Genomic DNA, 17,678 nt, shown 5'->3' with positions numbered 1-17,678 from the left:
ATGTAAACCGTCCAGTGTCGTACCGGTAGTGGTTGCGACGTGTGGCAATCAGCGAGCGGATTTTTGAGGAATCGATACAGTGGCCGAAACAACGCACTATCTTGAAGGATATTTGCCCCAAGTCCAGGACTTAGCCCGTCGACTGGGGGTGGACACGGACTATTGGGATTTTGCGGGCAACTACCATGAGGTGTCGCAATCGACTTTGGTTCGAGTCATTGATGCCCTCGGCTTTACGCTGCAAAGCTGTGATGACATTGGGCGTGCCTATGAGTCGCTGGATCGAGAATACTGGTTTTCCACGCTTCCGAAAGGGCTGGTGGTACGGCAGTCTCACGGAGCGAACATTCCGGTTCACGTGCCTGATGGCACCAGTTTGGAAGTTTGGCTGGAGACTGAAAACGGCGATACCAGACCGCTGGAACAGCTAGATATTTGGGTTCCGCCCCGTGACTTTGGTCCCGAAGGCAGGCGTGGTGAGGCCACGTTCCGCCTGCCTGAAGGCACCGAATGGGGCTACCATACCCTGCATGCCAAGACCGTGGAAGGCGAATTTTCCCAACAGGTTGCGGTCGTTCCGGATCGGCTGCCTTTGGGGAACCTGGAGCATTCTCGCTCTTGGGGCGTGATGACGCAACTGTATTCAGTGTCTTCTCGCGGTTCCTGGGGGATGGGAGACTTCCACGATTTAGGTCATATCGCTGAAATTTTCGGGCGCCAAGGCGCAGACTTCGTGCTGACCAATCCGTTGCATGCGGGCGAGCCTAACGTGCCTCTCACGCCCTCTCCCTACCTGCCGGTGTCGCGGCGTTTCCTGAACCCGCTATACATCCGCCCTGATGACATTGCGGAATACAGCCAGTTAGATTCCACTTCTGAATCTCTGGTGAAAGTCGCTTTCGCTCAAGCCTCTAATGAAATTTTCCCCGTTGATGCGGTGAAATACATCGATCGGGATCGTTCATGGAAAGCCAAACGTGAAGCCCTGGAAGTCATTTTTAAGGTAAAACGCAGCCCCTCCCGCGAAGCAGAGTTCAGCGATTTTGTGGCAGTGCGAGGTCAAGACTTGCAAAACTTTGCTTTGTGGTGCGCCCTGTATGACCGTTTCGGCCCGGGACCTTGGGAAGATGACGTTGCCGATGTTTCCAGCCCTCGTGTGGCGGCGCTGCGGGAGGAACTCGCCGAACGAGTCGAGTTCTATTGCTGGCTGCAATGGATTGCCTCCACGCAGCTTCACGCGGCTCAAGAATCTGCCAAGAACTCCGGTATGACGATTGGCATCATGAACGACCTTGCGGTCGGGGTGCACAAGTGCGGTGCTGACGTGTGGTCCATCCCGGACGCTTTCGTGCGTACTATGAGCGTGGGTGCGCCACCGGATATGTACAATCAGCTGGGTCAAGACTGGTCCCAGCCACCGATGAACCCGCGTTATATGGCGACTCACGATTGGGAACCTTTGCGAGGGATTATTCACCGTGCCTTAGCCGATTGCGGGGCTTTGCGCATCGATCATGTGATGGGGCTGCTTCGCCTGTGGTGGATTCCGCAAGGAGCTGACCCCAACGAGGGTACTTACGTTCGTTACAACCACGAAGCTACCGTGGGCATCATGCTGTTGGAAGCCGCCAGAGCTAACGCCGTAGTGGTCGGGGAGGACTTGGGAACAGTAGAGGACTGGGTCCGTGATTACCTGAAAGATCGCGGTATTCTGGGCACGTCGGTGCTGTGGTTTGAACGCAACGGTAGTGATTTCAGATATCCGGATCAATACCGCGAAATGTGCATGGCAGCTGTCAATACTCACGATTTGCCCCCGACCTTGGGATTCCTCCGTGCCGTCCACCTGGAAGTACAGGACAGTTTGGGGATTCTGCCACAGCCCCTCGAACAAGCCAAGGACGCTCTGTATGACGACATCTCGAAGTTGGTGGAAATGCTGCGGAACATGGGGCTGCTGGAAAATGAATATCCGACCGAGTCCGAGCTCATTTTGGCGCTACACCGTTTCATTGGCATGACCCCGGCAAAGCTGTCTGTAGTCAGCTTGGTCGACGCAGTGGGAGACCTGCGGATGCAAAACCAGCCCGGTACGAATAACGAATACCCGAACTGGCGGATTCCGCTAACGGATTCTCTGGGACGTTCGGTCAAAGTGGAGGAGCTGGAATACTACGTGGGAGTAGGCGAAATCTGCGAAGCGATGCGCGAATTGGTGAATCCGCAGCATCCGGAAAACACTGAAAACTAATGTTCTGAAAGGAATTATATTTTCAAAGCCGTAGCCTCTGTCGCGAAGTCGTCGCGTTGGGGTTGCCACTTTGCAATCCTTTAATAGCACGTCGAAAGACATTTTCCGGGCAGAATTTGTGGCAAAATTGAGAGAGCTGTTGGCTGCGGTATCCGTGACTACAGTCTGACCTGGAGATGCTGAGGAAAGGAAGTGCCAGCGTGGCGGGCAAAGGCAAAGCAGCCGACGCGGTATCCGATGTGGAATCGGATCGCATTTCTGGTGCTCAGAGCCGAACAGGCAAAGCCAAGCAAAAAGCCCAAAATTCCGCTGCGGCAAAGAAATCAGCGAAACGTCCGAAAGACGCCAAAGCCCCGGAGACTGCGGGTAAGCGGCAACATTTCGCTAGGTTCCTGTCACCAGGGTGGTACGAACGGTTCCTGCAGTATCTGTTTGTCGCGATATTGGTGCTGTGCGCATCTGAAATGTCCTTACGCCTAGGGCAGGGGCATATCCTTGGAGATCAGGGATTCGGCAAACTGTTTCCGGCGATATTGCCTGTGGCGGACATCTTTTACTATGTTGGTACCACGGTAGAGTCCTATTTTCCTCTGGTCGTGGCATTTCTGTTGGCTTTCGCGGCCGCTAAACGTGCTAACGCCGCCATCGGACTTGCGGTGCTGGGCGGTTGGGCTGGTTACCTGGGTGCCACAATGGCTTTGTCTCGATACAGTGCGGCATCCTCACAAGGGGAGGTTTCCGCTGTTGACTTGGGGCTGATGGGTGGAATCTTGGTGGGATTCCTGGTGGCTGGTTGCTGGAGCGAGTTCCGATTCCGCAAAATTGCTCCCTGGGCTCGAATGGTCAGCGGGATTCCTCTGGTGGTGATGATTTCCGCGACTGGGGGAGTGGTCCTCGGCATTCTGGTCGGCGTGTGTTACCAACTGCTTTATCTGCTCATTGCCGTGGCAGTTGGCACGGCAATGGTGTCCACTCCAGGTCCTTTAGGAGCTGCAATCTACGGTCTGCTCCATCCTTTTGCGGAGGTCGCCGGGTTTAGCTCCCTGCTGAACGTTGCGCCCTTTAATCTCTACGGCAGATGCCAAACAACCCAGGGCGACACCCTCAACGGTTCCTACCGCTGCTTTGTGTACGGAGGTACGCAGATGGAGGGGCAGCAGGCCCTGTTCCTCGCCGGGGGCTACCCGGTCGTAGCGTTTGGGCTGGCAGCGCTGTTCCTGGTGTTGTGGCTGCAGCTGAAGGGCAGCAATCGTCAATACTGGCGCATCATGTATTGGTTCCTGATTGCCAGCACGTTCGTGGTAGGTGCCGACAAACCAGCGCTATATCTGTTGTTTTTCGCGGCTCCTGGTCTGTTATTGGTACATGCGGGAGCCTCGGCGTTTGCTTACGCTCTCACCGCGGTTTTCGGCGTAACTATTGGCTGGGCAGGCGGTCCCGGCATGCTGGACTTGCTGCGCTGGATGGGAACCGGTGCAGGCATTTTAGTGCTGCTCATCCTGGGAGTGATTTACGCTGCGATTTACGTCATGATTGCTATTTTCACAGTAAAGGCAAAAGGGAAACGATTGCGCCTGGGTGGATTTGGTGTGTCCTACATTACGAAACCGTTTATGGGCATCCCCAACAATTCCGGTGACGCGAAGTTCGCTCCGGTCCTCGTGAGTCAGAAATCGGAAGCTGTGAATAACTCCACACAGACCGGTGCGTCGACCCCAGTTAGTGAAGATACTTCCGCGGTTTCTCCGGCTCCGGAAAAGCGAACTCCTGCAAAGGCGACTGCGGCAAAGCCAGTGGTGACAAAAGCGACCACCACAAAGGTCACTCCGGCAAAACCGGCAGCGGTTCAACCGATGCCCGCAAAGCCAGTCGCGGCAACACCAGCACCGACAAAATCGACACCGGCAAAGGTATCTCCGACAAAACCGGTTCCGAACCAACCAGGTATCGTTGAGCCTGTCGCCACGCAGCCTGTTGCCGCTCAACCCGTTATCACTCAACCTGAAGCAACCCGGGAACCGCGGATGGTGCGAACTGAACCAGCAATCAGACCCGCGCCCCAGTCTCCGCAGCCTGCGGTACCCTCGGCTGAGCCTTATTCTGAAGTCGCTGCCACGCCAAATCCCGCTTATACCCAGCAGGGATATGCCCAGAATCCCTATGGATACCAGGCGCCGAGCTACCCCGAAGGGTATCCGGCTTATCCCGAGTACGGACCGGAGTACAACGGTGGATATAATCCCCAACTATATGGATACCAAGGAAACGGCTACGCGTATCCCACCGCTTACAACTCCGCGGCAATGCCGCAGAACACTCCGACTGCGCAAAACTTTTCCGCGCCCCAGCCCCCACCGCGGGTTCCGGTCGCCCCGGCAGAGACTCACCCGAAGGCTAATCACCAATCGCGTTCGCATTAACCTGAGGCATGTATATCAGGATTGTTAAGATTGCCCGGCGGAGCGGGAAGCATTTCAATAAAAACCGCGGTCCCAGGAGCCAATAGCTCCTGGGACCTAAGTATTCTGGTGTCCACGGGGGACTTGCTCTCCGCTCTTTTGCGGGCACAGAGAGCTACCCGCCAGACTTTACCCTTCGCGGTCGCGCTGCTGAGCTTTCGCGATGCGTTCGGCGCCGGACTGGTTCTCGCGCATCATCCGCAGCAGAGCCGCAGGCGCGTCGGCATTGTTCGAGAGCCATTCTTGGGTGAGTGCCAGGACATCCACGCCACTGGATTCAAATCCCACCAGCGCGGCTGGATACATGCCCTCGATGAGCTGTTCGCCAATCTCGTGAGTACGACCATCATAAGTCTCCCGCAGCATCTCAAAGTAACGCTGAGCAAAAGGAGCCAACAGCACCGGGTCGGGTGTCCGATTGAAACCGGCGATGATGGACGCCAACTGGTCGTTCGTGAGAGTGGTATCGCTGTAAGCGCGGTCAAAGAACTCAGCCTTTACCGCCGAATCGGGCAAAGAAGCCGTGGCTTGCAGGACACGTTCGCGCCCGTTCACGGTGTCGTCATTGCTTAGTTCAGCTTCGATAGCGGCACGGTCTACGTGTCCCACTGCTGCCAAAGAAGTCAGCAGATTCCAACGCAACTCTGTGTCTACCAACAGCCCGGTGAGGGTCTCGCTGCCATCCAGAAGGGCGGCACTGGCAGCGACGTCTTCGGGGGACTGTGCTCGACGAGCGGCAGCCCGAACCAGCTGCAGTTGGGTATCCGAATCAGCCTTGGCCAGGCGGGACAGCATCCGCAGACGCGAGGAGACGTTTCGAGCCGCAGCTTCGCGGTTCTCCGCAGCAAGGTAACTTTCAACGCAGGTATCCAGATTACGCAAGGTGACCGAAACCACCATGGGGTGAGTTTCTACCATGAGGGCTTGCAAGGCGGTATCAACATAGTGAGAAGCACCGACCTCGCCGTCACGCACCATGTCCCACAGAATCGACAAAATCTGGGATCGAGTCAGTGAGTCAGTGAAGGCGTCAATATGTTCACAAGCCGTACGCAAAGATTGTTCATCTAACCGAACTTTGCCGTAAGCCATGTCCCCATCGTTGACCAGAATGACGTCGGGGCGCGGACCATAGAAGCCGGGAAGAATGTATTCCTCGGCCTCCATGTCGAATTCCTCGCGATGACCGGGAACAAACACGGTCTTGCCATCGTGCTGTTCCAAGTTGTAGGCACATACTGCCATATGCTGCGGACGCGGGGTGGCATCGGCATTGAAATGCTCTTGGACAATGCGCAGGAAAGTAATCTCTCCGCTGTCGTCCGTCTGGATTTCGGGACGCAGCCACGTCATACCGGCTTCTTCCAGCCACTTGCGCGACCAGGCTTTCAAGTCTTTACCGGAGGTGGCCTCCAGCTCGGTCAGCAGGTCTGTCAGAGTGGCATTGGACCACTCGTGCTTGGCAAAGTATTCCTTAATCCCCAGGCGGAAGTTATCCCAACCTACGTACGTCACCAACTGGGACAGCACACAGGCACCTTTTGCATAAGTGATGCCGTCAAAGTTGACCTGGACATCTTCCAGGTCGTTGATGGTCGCCACAACCGGGTGGGTGGAGGGTAGCTGGTCTTGACGGTATGCCCAAATCTTTTCTGAACACGAGAAGGTCGTCCAGATGTCCTTCCACTGAGTTGCTTCCGCGGTGGCCTTGGTGGAGACAAATTCAGCGAAAGACTCGTTGAGCCACAAGTCGTTCCACCACTTCATCGTGACCAGGTCACCGAACCACATGTGAGCCAGTTCGTGCAAAATGGTCACGACCCGGCGTTCCACTCTGGTCTGTAGCGGGCGGGACCGGAATACGTACTCGTCGCGGAATGTCACGCAGCCCACGTTCTCCATTGCCCCGGCGTTATATTCGGGAACAAAAATTTGGTCATATTTACGGAACGGATAGGGGCGCTCAAAAGCGGTTTCGTAGAATTCAAAACCAGCGCGGGTGATGTCCATAACATCAGTGGCATCCAAGTGCTTCACCATAGAGGCACGACAGTAGACTCCCAAGGGGATGCGTCTGCCATCGCACGAGGTTACTTCGCCAGTTTCTCCCACGTAGGGACCTGCAATAACGGCGGTCAGATAGGACGAGATTTTTTCGGTGGGGGTGAAACGGTACGTGCGTACGCCGTCAGCGGCGATTTCAGGTTCCGGGGTGGGCGAGTTGGAGAATGCGTTCCACTCGGGGGGAACCACGAAAGTAAAGGTAAAGTCTGCTTTGATGTCGGGTTGCTCAAAAACTGCATATACGCGACGGGAATCCGGCACCTCGAACTGAGAGTACACGTAAGATTTGCCGTCTTCGGGGTCCGTGAAACGGTGCAGCCCCTCACCGGTGTGCATGTAAACGCAATTCGCCGTCACCCGCAGATTGTTGCGTTCCTGCAAATCTGGCAGGAAAATTCGGGAATCGGCGTAATTCGAGAGGTCTAATGCTGTCCCGTTCAAAATCACTTCGGTGACGGAATCGGCAATGAGGTCGATGAAAGTCGAAGCCCCTGGCTGGGCAGCGAAGTCAACTTCGGTCACGGAATGAAAAATTTGCTCTCCTTGAGTTAAATCAAGGTGTACGCGGTAGTGAACGTCGCTGACGATTTCCGAACGCTGCTCGGCTTCGACGCGGGTTAGGTTAGTTCCAGGCATTTACGCTCCTTTGAGTTTGCAATCGGTATATATTCTTCCACGTCTGAGCCCTTTTTGATGAAGTTTCAGCGTACAGATTACAGTTAAACTAGACTTAGGTTGTGGTCCGGGCGCGAACAGCAAGGGGAGGTATTTGCGTTGAGACGGAAAACCGCGGGCGATTTTGACTTCCAGATTTCAGCCTCGAAACTCCGCGGGGGGCGGCGTGTCCTCGTGGGAATTCTCTTAAGCGCAGTGGCTTTGACCGGATTGAGTGCCTGTGCAAAGAAAGACTCTGAGACCTCTACCCAATGGAACTCCACCATTGTGACCACGCCGGCCCCAAAGGGCTGGATTAACGGTAAGGACGGGGCTTTTCGGGTGCAGATTCCGTCATCCTACCTGGATGCTTACGATGCAATTAGCGGTTCCAAGCTGCCAGACGCACAGGTGGTGCTGTCGCTCGCTTCTGACAAAGCCCTCAACGGCTACGTTCCCGTCATGGTCATTGATCACGCCAAAGCGAATTCCGACCCTGATGAAGTGCAAAAGAACCTGAAACAGGATCCCATCTACAAGGATTACAAGAAGTTTACGGTACTGAACCCGACCCAAGTAGAGGGACTGAACGTCCTGGAAATGAAGTGGAGCTACGTCTATCAAGAGGTCGAAATGACCGCGTTTATGACCTTGGTCTCCGGGAATAATCATGCTTACGCCTTGAAACAAGACGTCCCTGATTACGCGCTGGAGACCTATCAGCCGATTATTGATTCCGTGCTGAAAACCTGGACTTGGAACGACCCGGTGAAAGGCACCAAGCCGAAACCAAGCCCCGCACCTACCAAATCCTGACTCTTTGATTCGGCTCCAGCCACAGGGCTTCTCCGGGCTTGGTCTGGAAAGTATCCGCGAATAGGTCGAGGTTCGCGACCACACCGTTGCAACGGAACTCTGCCGGGGAGTGGGGATCAACAGAAATGAGTTGTTTGGCCATTTCCGGGCGGACCTTTGTCTGCCAGGACAGTGCCCAGGATAGGAAGAAACGTTCGGCAGCGCTGAGCCCCTCGATAACCGGAGCATCTGCCGGGTCGGCAATGCCCTGCTGCTTGAGCTCTAACAGGTAGGCTTTCCAAGCGATGTCGAGTCCACCCAGGTCGCCAATGTTTTCCCCGATAGTCAGCGCGCCGTTGACATGGAATTCTGCAGGCAGCCCCTGGGGGACGAAAGCGTTGTATTGGTCGATTAGCGCATGGGTGCGTTTCTCAAACTCGGCTAGGTCCTGGTCAGTCCACCAATTTTCGACTTTGCCGGTGCCGTCGAACTTCGCACCCTGGTCATCAAAACCATGCCCGATTTCATGTCCGATAACTGCCCCGATAGAACCGTAGTTCACCGCTGCATCCGCATCCTTGTCAAAGAACGGGGGCTGCAGGATAGCGGCGGGGAACACGATTTCGTTTTCGGTCGGATTGTAGTAAGCGTTGACGGTTTGCGGAGTCATGTGCCAAATCGTGTGATCGACTGGACCACCCAGCTTGTCAATCCAAAAATTCGTCCCAAATACGCTGGCATTGTGAACCTTATCCATTAGCGTTCCGTCGCCGAGCTGGAGTTTCTCATAATTCCGCCACTTGTCGGGGTAGCCGATTTTGGGGGTAAACTGACGCATTTTCTGTAGCGCCTTGTCTCGCGTCTCCGGTCCCATCCAATCCAAAACCGCAATGGAATCCTGATAAGCCTGAATGAGGTTATCTACCAGGTGGCTCATAGCAGACTTAGCTTCGGCAGGGAAGTGGCGCTGCACATAAAGTTTGCCTAAAGCTTCGCCCATGACGGAGGACGCCAGGGAAACTCCGCGCTTCCAGCGTTCCCGCAGCTGCTCCTTGCCTGCCAGCTTTTGCCCGTAAAATTCAAAGTCCGCATTCACGATTTCGCTGGAGAGCAGGGAGGTATGCCCGTTCAAAGCGTGCCACAGCATCCACCATTTCAGCGTCTCAAAGTCGGTAGAATCCCAGAGTTGATCCATGTTTTCGAGGAAATCCGGTTCGCTCACGTTGACTTCCGTAAACATTTTGTCAGGTAATCCCGAAGCCTTTCGCCAGGCTCCCAGGTCAAAACGCGGCAGTTTGGCAGCCAGTTCGTCCCAGGTCATTGGGTTGTTCGTAGCGTCCGTGTCGCGAGTTTTCACGTTATCCCAATGTAGTTTCGCAATCTCCGTCTCAAAGTCGACGATTCTAGCAGCCGCGTCCGCAGCTGCGGACTGTGAAGCATATCCGGCCAGGGTGAACATGCGGGCAATGTGCTGGCGATACTGATTCAATAGGCTGGCGTGTTTTTCTTCCAAGTAGTAGGCGCGTTCGGGCAAACCCAAACCGTCTTGCCCGAAATAGTTGACGTAACGTTCGGGATCGTTCACATCAATGTCGATGCCGGTATCAAAGAATCCCTCGTAGGTGCCTTCCGCAAAAGTCTGTGCCCACAAGTCACGCAGTTCCGCTTTCGTGGTGGCGTGGTCTAGGGGAGCCTGTAATTGTTGCAAGCTCGCGGTGCTGTCTGCTTCCACCGTGGCTTCATCCATGAAAGAGCCATAAAGGGAGGCAACTTTGGCAGCAAGACCGCTCAGTTCCCCGGTGATACGACCCGCGACACAATCTTCAATGATGGTACGGACCTGCTTTTCCGCTTCTTCAGCCAAGAGGTGAAATGAACCGTAACTCGCCTTGTCAGCAGGAATCTCGGTGCGCGCCAGCCATTTGCCGTTTACGTAACGGTAAAGGTCGTCTTGGGGGCGGATGGTTTCATCAAAATCAGCGGGGTCAAGCATCCCCAACAGTGGGTTCTTTGTCATGGGTTCAACCCTACCGTGCCACACCAAAATTTTCCGAGCGACCCCGGCAACGTCACCGACAAAACTTGTGACTTTGCGACCGTATCGGTGACGACATCCCCGCAGAACTCAACGTGTTGAGAACCCTAGAGCGTCATACAGCTGCATCGCTTCGGGAGCGGCGGATATGTCCAATTGTAGCGTCAGAGCTTCAAGCCCCAACGCGTCCACAGCTCGGGAAGCATTAATCACCAGCCCCGAACCAATGCCCTGACGACGATACTCAGGATCTACAAACAAATCAGCAATATAGGGTTGGTCGCTGTTTCCGTCGGCGGTACACCACTCATCAGGAGCCTGGTGCAACACGATAACCACGCCGACCAGTTTGTCCTCGTGCCAGGCCCCGAGGGTGGCTTCAGTCAACAGCGGACCGTAGGCGCCATCCCAAAACAAATTCAGCTGGCTGGCAGCACTCGACCCGGCATCCCGATAGGCAACCGCGTGCAGTTGCGACATCTGCACCACGTCATCGCGGGTTATCGGACGGTAGGCAATCTTAATTTCTGACTTTGGCTCTGTTGCCGTCAACTCATCGGTCGACGGGGCTTCTAAGGACAGCTTGGACATATCCCAATTGTTTCATGTTTCGTACCTGCTGGGTAGTCTTTGCCGGCTGCTGAATAAAATCATTCTGTCGGTCTGGGGGAACAACCGGTCGCGTCACTACCGAATTCAGATAAAACAGGCGATTGGGTCAGATACTCTCATCGGCGCGAGTTTGCCAAGGTCGGTAACATGGTGGAGTGGAAAACAAGCATGAAGAAGCGCACCAGCACCACCATCACCACGCCCATGAGCATCACTCCCCGGCGGTTACCCCCGAGGATTTGTCAGTTGACCCAGATTTGATTCCCTACCTGTTCGCGGCTCGAACCCCCGCCGAGCCGGAGGACCATAACAACCCGACCGGGGAACCTTGTGACCCAGAAAACGGTGACAGCCCCCGGAAAGGTCCCCTCGACCGCTTTGGCACTCCGTTGAGCCCCGAACAGCGCGAGCTTGTGGATGAAATGCACGACAGGCAACGTCCGGCGGCCACGCTGGGACCCTCCACTATGGACGACCCGAAAGCTCGTGCTATCTACGAAACGTTGTTGACACGCCGTGCCGAACACCAGATTGAGCCCAGCTTGGAGCCGGTGCGGGGAGTGCTAGATTACCTGGGCAATCCCCAGGAGCTGTTCCACTCCATCCACATCACCGGAACCAACGGCAAAACTTCCATCGCCCGGATGATTGAGGCGCTGCTGGTGGAACTGGGGTATCGGACCGGTCGGTTTACCTCTCCACACCTGGTCGACGTGTGCGAACGTATTTCAATCGACCAAGCCCCCCTGACCACCGAACAGTTCGTCCAGGCTTATGAAGACATCGAGGCGCAGCTGGCGCTGTGGGAGCACGCGCACCCCGGACACCGACTGTCCTTCTTTGAAGTCATGACTGTCATGGCGTATGCCCTGTTTGCAGACGTGCCGATAGATGTGGCAGTGGTTGAGGTCGGAATGGGCGGACGCTGGGACGCTACGAACGTCATTGATGCAGATACAGCTGTCATCGGACCAATCAGCTTGGAGCACGAACAGTGGCTCGGTAAGGGACTGACCAATATTGCGCGGGAAAAAGCGGGCATCATGCGACCACAGCGGGTGGCAGTGGTGGCAAAACAACCCGACGAGGCTCTCGCGGTGATTCGTGACACTGCCGCTGCCGAGGATGTAGTGCTGCGCTATGAAGGGGAAGATTTTGAAGTGCTGCGACGGGTCCCGGCAGTCGGGGGACAAGTCCTCGACATTCGCACCCCGGCGGCAGTCTACCAAGATATTTACCTGCCCCTGTATGGGGAATTCCAGGCGGAAAACGCGGCGCTGGCACTCACGGCAGTAGAGGCACAACTGGGCGGTATGCCACTGCACGGGGAATCTGTGGAGCGGGCTTTGGGGACGGTCAAGTCTCCCGGACGCCTGGAAGTGCTGCATTCCACCCCCATGATTGTGGCTGACGCGGGGCATAATCCGGGCGCGGCTCAAGCCTTGCGTCGGGCAATCGAAGATGATTTCCGTTTTGAACACACGGTGGGGATTTATTCCGCCATGGCGGACAAAGACATTGAAACTGTATTGGGAATTATGGAACCGACCATCGCGGAGTTAATCGTGACCCAGATGCCTGGTGAGCGCGCCGCTAAAGTGGAGGATTTGCAGACCCTGGCGGCGGACGTGTTTGGAGACGAGCGGGTCTACGCTATCGGCTCCCTGCCCGAAGCGATTGCGAAAGCCGGAGAAATCGACGATTTACAAGGTGGCGTTCCCGGCTCCACCGGAGTGGTGATTTTCGGTTCTGTCGTGCTTGCCGGAATGGCACAAGACGTGTTGCGGAAAGACAAACTAAACTAATCACTATTGGTTCCCATCGACTGAATCTCGGTCGGAGCCAGTTGCGGAAATTTCAGGCAGTCGGGAAGGAGCAGCTGTGAGTTTGGACAAGCAGTGGGTGCTGCGCTGGATGGATGGCTGCGCTCGAGTGCTGGAACAAAACCGCGAAATGCTGGGGGATTTAGATGACGTCATTGGAGATGGAGATCACGGAGAGAACATTTCACGCGGGTTTTCTGCCGTTGACCAGCGCTTATCTGGAATCGTGGTAGAGAGCCCGAAGCAGGCATTACGGGTGACGGCAAATACTTTGTTGGCAGCTGTGGGGGGAGCTTCGGGATCTTTGTACGGCACGGCATTCTTGCGGGCGGCGCGTTCGGTGAGCACGGAGAGCCTAGATTCTCAGGCTGTGGCGATGCTGCTGGTAAAGGCGGCGGAGGGGATTGCGGAACGCGGTGGAGCCCAGCCGGGGGACAAAACCATGCTGGACGCGTGGTACCCGGCTGCTACGAACGCTGCTGCCGCGGTGGCGAAAGGCGCGACCCTGGAGGAAGTCTTGCGCGTCGCTGCGGACGCAGCCGCGAAGGGTGCCGAAGATACGGTGTCGATGAGCGCTGCAAAAGGGCGGGCGTCACTGTTGGGGGAACGTTCCATCGGTCACAAGGATCCCGGTGCCACCTCTAGTGCGCTCATTTTGGCAGAGGCGGCAAAAGCCGCCGCGCATTGAGCACTATTCGGAAAAACCCTGATGAAATCCGGTAGGATGCACAGGTACTTACACAACTTGATGTTTCGCTCGACGTAGAACGAAACTTTTGACGAAAGGAAAGTCAATGGCTGACTGCCACATCCCTTATGATCCGAAGGAAGAACACACTCTGGTCATTATTAAGCCTGATGGCTACCGGCGCGGACTCATAGGCGAGGTGATTAGCCGGATTGAACGTCGCGGATTTAAGATTGTGGGCTTGCAAACCAAGACGGCGACCAGGGAAGAGCTTGAAGAACACTATTTTGAGCACAAAGATAAGCACTTCTTTGAAAGCTTGGTCAGCTACATGACGAGCGGTCCCATTGTGCTCATGGTTATCGAAGGCTCTCGAGTGATTCAGGCTTTCCGTAACATGATGGGAGATACCAACCCAGCGGTGGCGCTGCCCGGGACTATTCGTGGGGATTTGGCTCGGGATTGGGGTCCGGACGCGCAGATTCAAAACATTGTTCACGGTTCGGACTCGGTACAGAGCGCCGATCGTGAAATCGCGTTGTGGTTCCCCTACATGATTGACTAAAGGTTGTTATCGTGGCGCTCCCCCCGAAGGGTCTCTCCGTTGGACAAGGTCGGAAGGACTGTTTTTTAGGGTTCGGGGGGTTGCGCTAGGGTAAGTGTGTGTATTTAAAATCCCTGACCCTGAAAGGCTTTAAGTCTTTCGCGAACACGGTTCACATGAGCCTTGAACCGGGGGTGACCTGTGTCGTTGGTCCCAACGGTTCGGGGAAATCGAACGTGGTCGATGCGTTGGCTTGGGTGATGGGCGAGCAAGGTGCCAAGAATCTGCGTGGCTCGCAGATGTCGGATGTCATTTTCGCGGGCACCAAAACAAAGGCTCCGCTGGGGCGTGCGGAAGTCCAGTTGACCATTGATAACTCCGATGGTGCGCTGCCTATCGAGTACTCGGAAGTGACGATTTCGCGCACCATGTTTCGCGCGGGTGGCTCCGAGTACGCCATCAACGGAACCTCCGTACGCCTCTTAGATATTCAAGAGCTGCTTTCCGATACCGGAATGGGCCGGGAGATGCACGTCATCGTCGGACAAGGTCAGCTCGATCGGATTCTGAGTGCCTCCGAATTGGAACGGCGCGCTTTCATCGAAGAAGCTGCCGGGGTGCTGAAGCACCGGCAGCGTAAAGACCGGGCGTTGAAAAAGCTGGAAAACTTGGCGGTTAACCTCTCCCGTGTCCAGGACCTCACTAATGAAGTCGCGAAACGGCTGGGTCCCTTGGGAAAACAGGCCGAGGCTGCCCGTAAAGCCGCACGGGTCCAAGCCGAACTCGCCGACGCGACCGCCCGCTTGATTGCGGATGCGGTGGCACAAAACAAAGAAAAAGCCGGCTCCCAAACCGCCTCCAAAGAACAGATTTCAGCACAGCTCGCCGATTTAGAAACCCGTCTGCAAGAACTGAACACGAAACTGACCGGGACGAAATCCAGCTTTGACGAGGTTAGCCCTCAGCTGGAGAAGCTCACCCAGACTTGGGCTGAACTGAGCACTTTAGCGGAGCGTTTGGAATCTTTGGCAAATCAGGCTCGGGAACGCGCCAACGCCCTCAAAGAAACCGCGGAACTGACCCGGACTGCCGACACTACCGAACTGGAAAAACGACTCGAAAAGACGCATGCGGAAATCAGCGAAAAGCAGGCTGCGGTAGCGAAAGCTGAGGAAGCGCTGACCCAGACCCAAACCGCGGAAGTACAAGCCAAAGAGCGCGAATTTGCGGTGCGTTCCCAGATTGAAAAGCTCCAGCGCGCCCAAGCGGACCGGCGGGAAACTCTGGAACGGCTGCGGGGGGCAGTAGCCACCGCTGCTTCGTTAGCAGAAGACGCGGTGACTAACCTCAACCGGATGGAAGAAGCCCTCCAAGCCGCTACGCAACGAGAATCAGCCTGTGCGGAGGAATTGAGTAAGGTTGAGGCGGAGCTTCCTCCCGGAGTAGCAGACGGAACCTTGGCGGCGCGAGAGGAAGAGCTTGCTACAGCCGTGGCGACAATTCAAGAGAAAGTCGCCCAGTTGGCACAAGAACTCGGCGACGCCAGGGAAGAAGCCGCGATTTGGGAAGCGAAACGCGAGGTCTTGGCAAAAACCCTGCAACCCCAAGATGCTGCCGGGGCAGTGGCGAAAGCGGAGCTAAGCGGCATTAATGCGGCACTTTTGGAAACTATCCTGGTCGAATCCGGATGGGAAGACGCCATTGGGGCAGTGTTTGGGCAGTGGTCCAAGGCGTTGCTGACCGCGGGGGTGGAATCAGCTGCCGACGCGCTGCGATTTGTCCGTCAGCAGTCCGCAGGTCAGGTTCACCTGCTGGTCGCGGACGCTGCGGGGACTCTCGCGGGGGCCCAGAAACCGGAGAGCCTGGAAAAAGCGGAACTTCCCGCCGGGGCGCGTTGGACGAGGGAACTGGTTCATGCTCGCAAAGGACAGTCTTTGCCCCCGGTGGTGGCGACATTATTGGCTGGAGTGGCAGCGTGCCAAGATTTGTCAGAAGCTCGCGATTTGGTTTTGACCGGGGGAGTTACTGCGGCAGTGACTCAGGTAGGGGATTTTCTCTCGGCAACCCGGATTGTAGGAGGTGGGGATCCTGAGGCGGGAATTTTACGGCGTGCTACAGAATACGATGAGGCGGTGTCTCAGTCTGAGGCAGCGGCCGCGGCGGCAGATCAAGCCGACAGTGAGTTGGCTCAGGCAAAGACTGAGCTAGTTGCAGCTCAGGAAAAATACGACGCGGCAGCCGCACAGTTGAAAGCCCAAGATGCGGCGGCGGCCGCGGCGGCTGCGGCGGTGGCCGCCGCGAAGGCGAAACGCGGGGCGGCCCAGGCGGAAGTTGAACGAGCCGGGAAACATTTGGAACAGGCTCGTGCGGAAACGGAGAAGCGCCAGGAGTCTCTCAAACAGGCACAGGAAACTTTGGATGCCAGTCTGAAAGTCCAGGACGAAACCGGGGACGAGGAACCGGACTTTTCCGCCGAGCTACAAGCCGCTATCGAAGCTGTGTCCGCAGCTCAAACCGCTAAATCAGATGCTCATATCGCCGCGCATGTGGCTCGTCAAGAACTGGAATCCTTGGAATCGCGTGCGGCCTCGCTGCAACGTAACATTGCGGCAGAAAAAGCCGCTGCCCAAGCGGCAGCCAGCCGGGCGCTGGTGCGGGAACGACGCCGGAAACGGTCTGTCTACGTGATGGAACAGGCTGAATCTGCTCAGCAGCTAGCTCACGCCGCGGCTGCTCGCGCTCAAGCCCAGCGTCAAGCCAGTACCGCCAGCCGGGAACAGTTGCAAACTGAGATGGAGACGCTGCGCGCTGCCGTGGATGACCTGAGTCGGCAACGTACTGATCTCAAAGATGCTTCGATGCGCGATGAAGTTGCTTTGGCTGAGGTCAATTCCAAGTTGGCACGGCTGCTGGAACAAGCCCAGCAGGAATGCGGTTTGGACGAAACCACGCTGTTGGCGCAGTACGGTCCGCACAACCTAGTGCCCGTATTCGATGAGGCTGGTGAAACTATCGAACACGTGCCTTTTGTCCGGGAGGAACAGGTAGAGCGCAAAGCTCATGCGCAAACGGAACTGAAACGGATTGGGAAAGTGAACCCCCTGGCTTTGCAGGAACATGAAGCCTTGGAGGCACGCCACAAATTCTTGGCTGACCAGCTGGCTGACCTGAAAAAGTCTCGTGACGACCTGATGAACGTGGTGGCAGAAGTGGATCGCCAAGTTGAAGAAGTATTCGGTAAAGCGTTCGCAGACGTCTGCGCCGCTTTCAAAGATATTTTCCAGGTCCTGTTCCCCGGTGGGGAAGGCAAGCTGACTTTGAGTAATCCGAAAGACCTGTTGAATACCGGTATCGAAATTGAAGCGCGTCCGGCAGGAAAGAACGTGAAACGGATGTCCCTGCTCTCCGGTGGGGAACGTTCCCTGGCGGCACTGGCTTTTCTGTTCGCGATTTTCCAAGCCCGACCCTCACCGTTCTATGTCCTCGACGAGGTCGAGGCGGCTTTGGATGACGTTAACCTGTCTCGGCTGCTGGGGGTTTTCGAAATTTTGCGTGAAAACTCGCAATTAATCATCATTACTCACCACAAACGTACCATGGAGATTGCAGATGCACTGTATGGGGTAACGATGAAAGAAGGCACCACGGCGGTGATTTCACAACGTCTGGTGAAAAGCCCTAGCGAAGGGGAGGGACCAATACTGCAAAGCACCGGCGTAAATTAGGCAAACCTGGGGAACTTAGAGATAAGAT

Annotated in this window: 10 protein-coding genes; 7 read left to right on the top strand and 3 right to left on the bottom strand. The window is 56.0% G+C overall.

Annotated elements, in window-relative coordinates; genetic code table 11:
• The first annotated feature begins 79 nt into the window (after positions 1-79).
• Positions 80-2,251 (top strand): 4-alpha-glucanotransferase, encoded by a 2,172-nt coding sequence (gene malQ, locus HMPREF0574_RS07820; protein ID WP_004008195.1) that lies wholly within the window; start codon positions 80-82, stop codon positions 2,249-2,251.
• Between the two features lie 200 nt (positions 2,252-2,451).
• A complete protein-coding gene (locus HMPREF0574_RS07815) occupies positions 2,452-4,671 on the top strand; it encodes a PTS sugar transporter subunit IIA (protein ID WP_248612674.1) in 2,220 nt (739 codons plus the stop codon).
• 168 nt (positions 4,672-4,839) lie between these two features.
• On the opposite strand, the gene pepN is transcribed toward HMPREF0574_RS07815, so the two are convergent.
• Positions 4,840-7,410, bottom strand: a complete 2,571-nt coding sequence (gene pepN / locus HMPREF0574_RS07810) for an aminopeptidase N (RefSeq protein ID WP_004008193.1) — start codon at positions 7,408-7,410, stop codon at positions 4,840-4,842.
• Positions 7,411-7,548: 138 nt separating this feature from the next.
• Here pepN and HMPREF0574_RS07805 point away from each other — a divergent pair, with 138 nt between their 5' ends.
• Positions 7,549-8,244 carry a hypothetical protein gene (locus tag HMPREF0574_RS07805; RefSeq protein WP_236585918.1) on the top strand — a complete coding sequence of 232 codons (696 nt, stop codon included), beginning with the start codon at positions 7,549-7,551 and terminating at the stop codon, positions 8,242-8,244.
• On the opposite strand, the gene HMPREF0574_RS07800 is transcribed toward HMPREF0574_RS07805, so the two are convergent.
• Together HMPREF0574_RS07800 and HMPREF0574_RS07795 are read right to left on the bottom strand one after the other, a co-directional pair.
• The gene (locus HMPREF0574_RS07800; protein ID WP_036324974.1) at positions 8,231-10,240 is read right to left on the bottom strand and encodes a M13 family metallopeptidase; all 2,010 of its coding nucleotides are present in this window, start codon (positions 10,238-10,240) and stop codon (positions 8,231-8,233) included. The genes HMPREF0574_RS07805 and HMPREF0574_RS07800 overlap by 14 nt on opposite strands.
• 108 nt (positions 10,241-10,348) lie before the next feature.
• The gene (locus HMPREF0574_RS07795) at positions 10,349-10,849 is read right to left on the bottom strand and encodes a GNAT family N-acetyltransferase (protein ID WP_004008190.1); all 501 of its coding nucleotides are present in this window, start codon (positions 10,847-10,849) and stop codon (positions 10,349-10,351) included.
• 176 nt (positions 10,850-11,025) lie between these two features.
• On the opposite strand from HMPREF0574_RS07795, the gene HMPREF0574_RS07790 reads away from it, so the two are divergent.
• From HMPREF0574_RS07790 to smc, 4 genes are all read left to right on the top strand, one after another.
• A complete protein-coding gene (locus HMPREF0574_RS07790) occupies positions 11,026-12,675 on the top strand; it encodes a bifunctional folylpolyglutamate synthase/dihydrofolate synthase (protein WP_004008189.1) in 1,650 nt (549 codons plus the stop codon).
• 76 nt (positions 12,676-12,751) lie between these two features.
• Positions 12,752-13,381, top strand: coding sequence for a dihydroxyacetone kinase subunit DhaL (dhaL, locus tag HMPREF0574_RS07785; RefSeq protein WP_004008188.1), 630 nt, complete (start codon positions 12,752-12,754; stop codon positions 13,379-13,381).
• 106 nt (positions 13,382-13,487) lie between these two features.
• The gene (gene ndk / locus HMPREF0574_RS07780) at positions 13,488-13,946 is read left to right on the top strand and encodes a nucleoside-diphosphate kinase (protein WP_004008187.1); all 459 of its coding nucleotides are present in this window, start codon (positions 13,488-13,490) and stop codon (positions 13,944-13,946) included.
• A gap of 98 nt (positions 13,947-14,044) precedes the next feature.
• Positions 14,045-17,650, top strand: coding sequence for a chromosome segregation protein SMC (gene smc / locus HMPREF0574_RS07775; protein ID WP_004008186.1), 3,606 nt, complete (start codon positions 14,045-14,047; stop codon positions 17,648-17,650).
• Positions 17,651-17,678: the final 28 nt, after the last annotated feature.

The organism is Mobiluncus curtisii subsp. curtisii ATCC 35241, assembly GCF_000146285.1.
Taxonomy (GTDB): Bacteria; Actinomycetota; Actinomycetes; order Actinomycetales; family Actinomycetaceae; genus Mobiluncus; species Mobiluncus curtisii.
The sequence above is the reverse complement of the archived record's forward strand: the minus strand, read 5'-3'. Positions and strand labels throughout refer to the sequence as shown.

Excerpts from the sequence above, each read along its gene's own strand:
- pepN (WP_004008193.1), bottom strand. The coding sequence starts at position 7,410 with ATGCCTGGAACTAACCTAACCCGCGTCGAAGCCGAGCAGCGTTCGGAA.
- HMPREF0574_RS07800 (WP_036324974.1), bottom strand. The coding sequence starts at position 10,240 with ATGACAAAGAACCCACTGTTGGGGATGCTTGACCCCGCTGATTTTGAT.
- HMPREF0574_RS07795 (WP_004008190.1), bottom strand. The coding sequence starts at position 10,849 with ATGTCCAAGCTGTCCTTAGAAGCCCCGTCGACCGATGAGTTGACGGCA.
- ndk (WP_004008187.1), top strand. The coding sequence starts at position 13,488 with ATGGCTGACTGCCACATCCCTTATGATCCGAAGGAAGAACACACTCTG.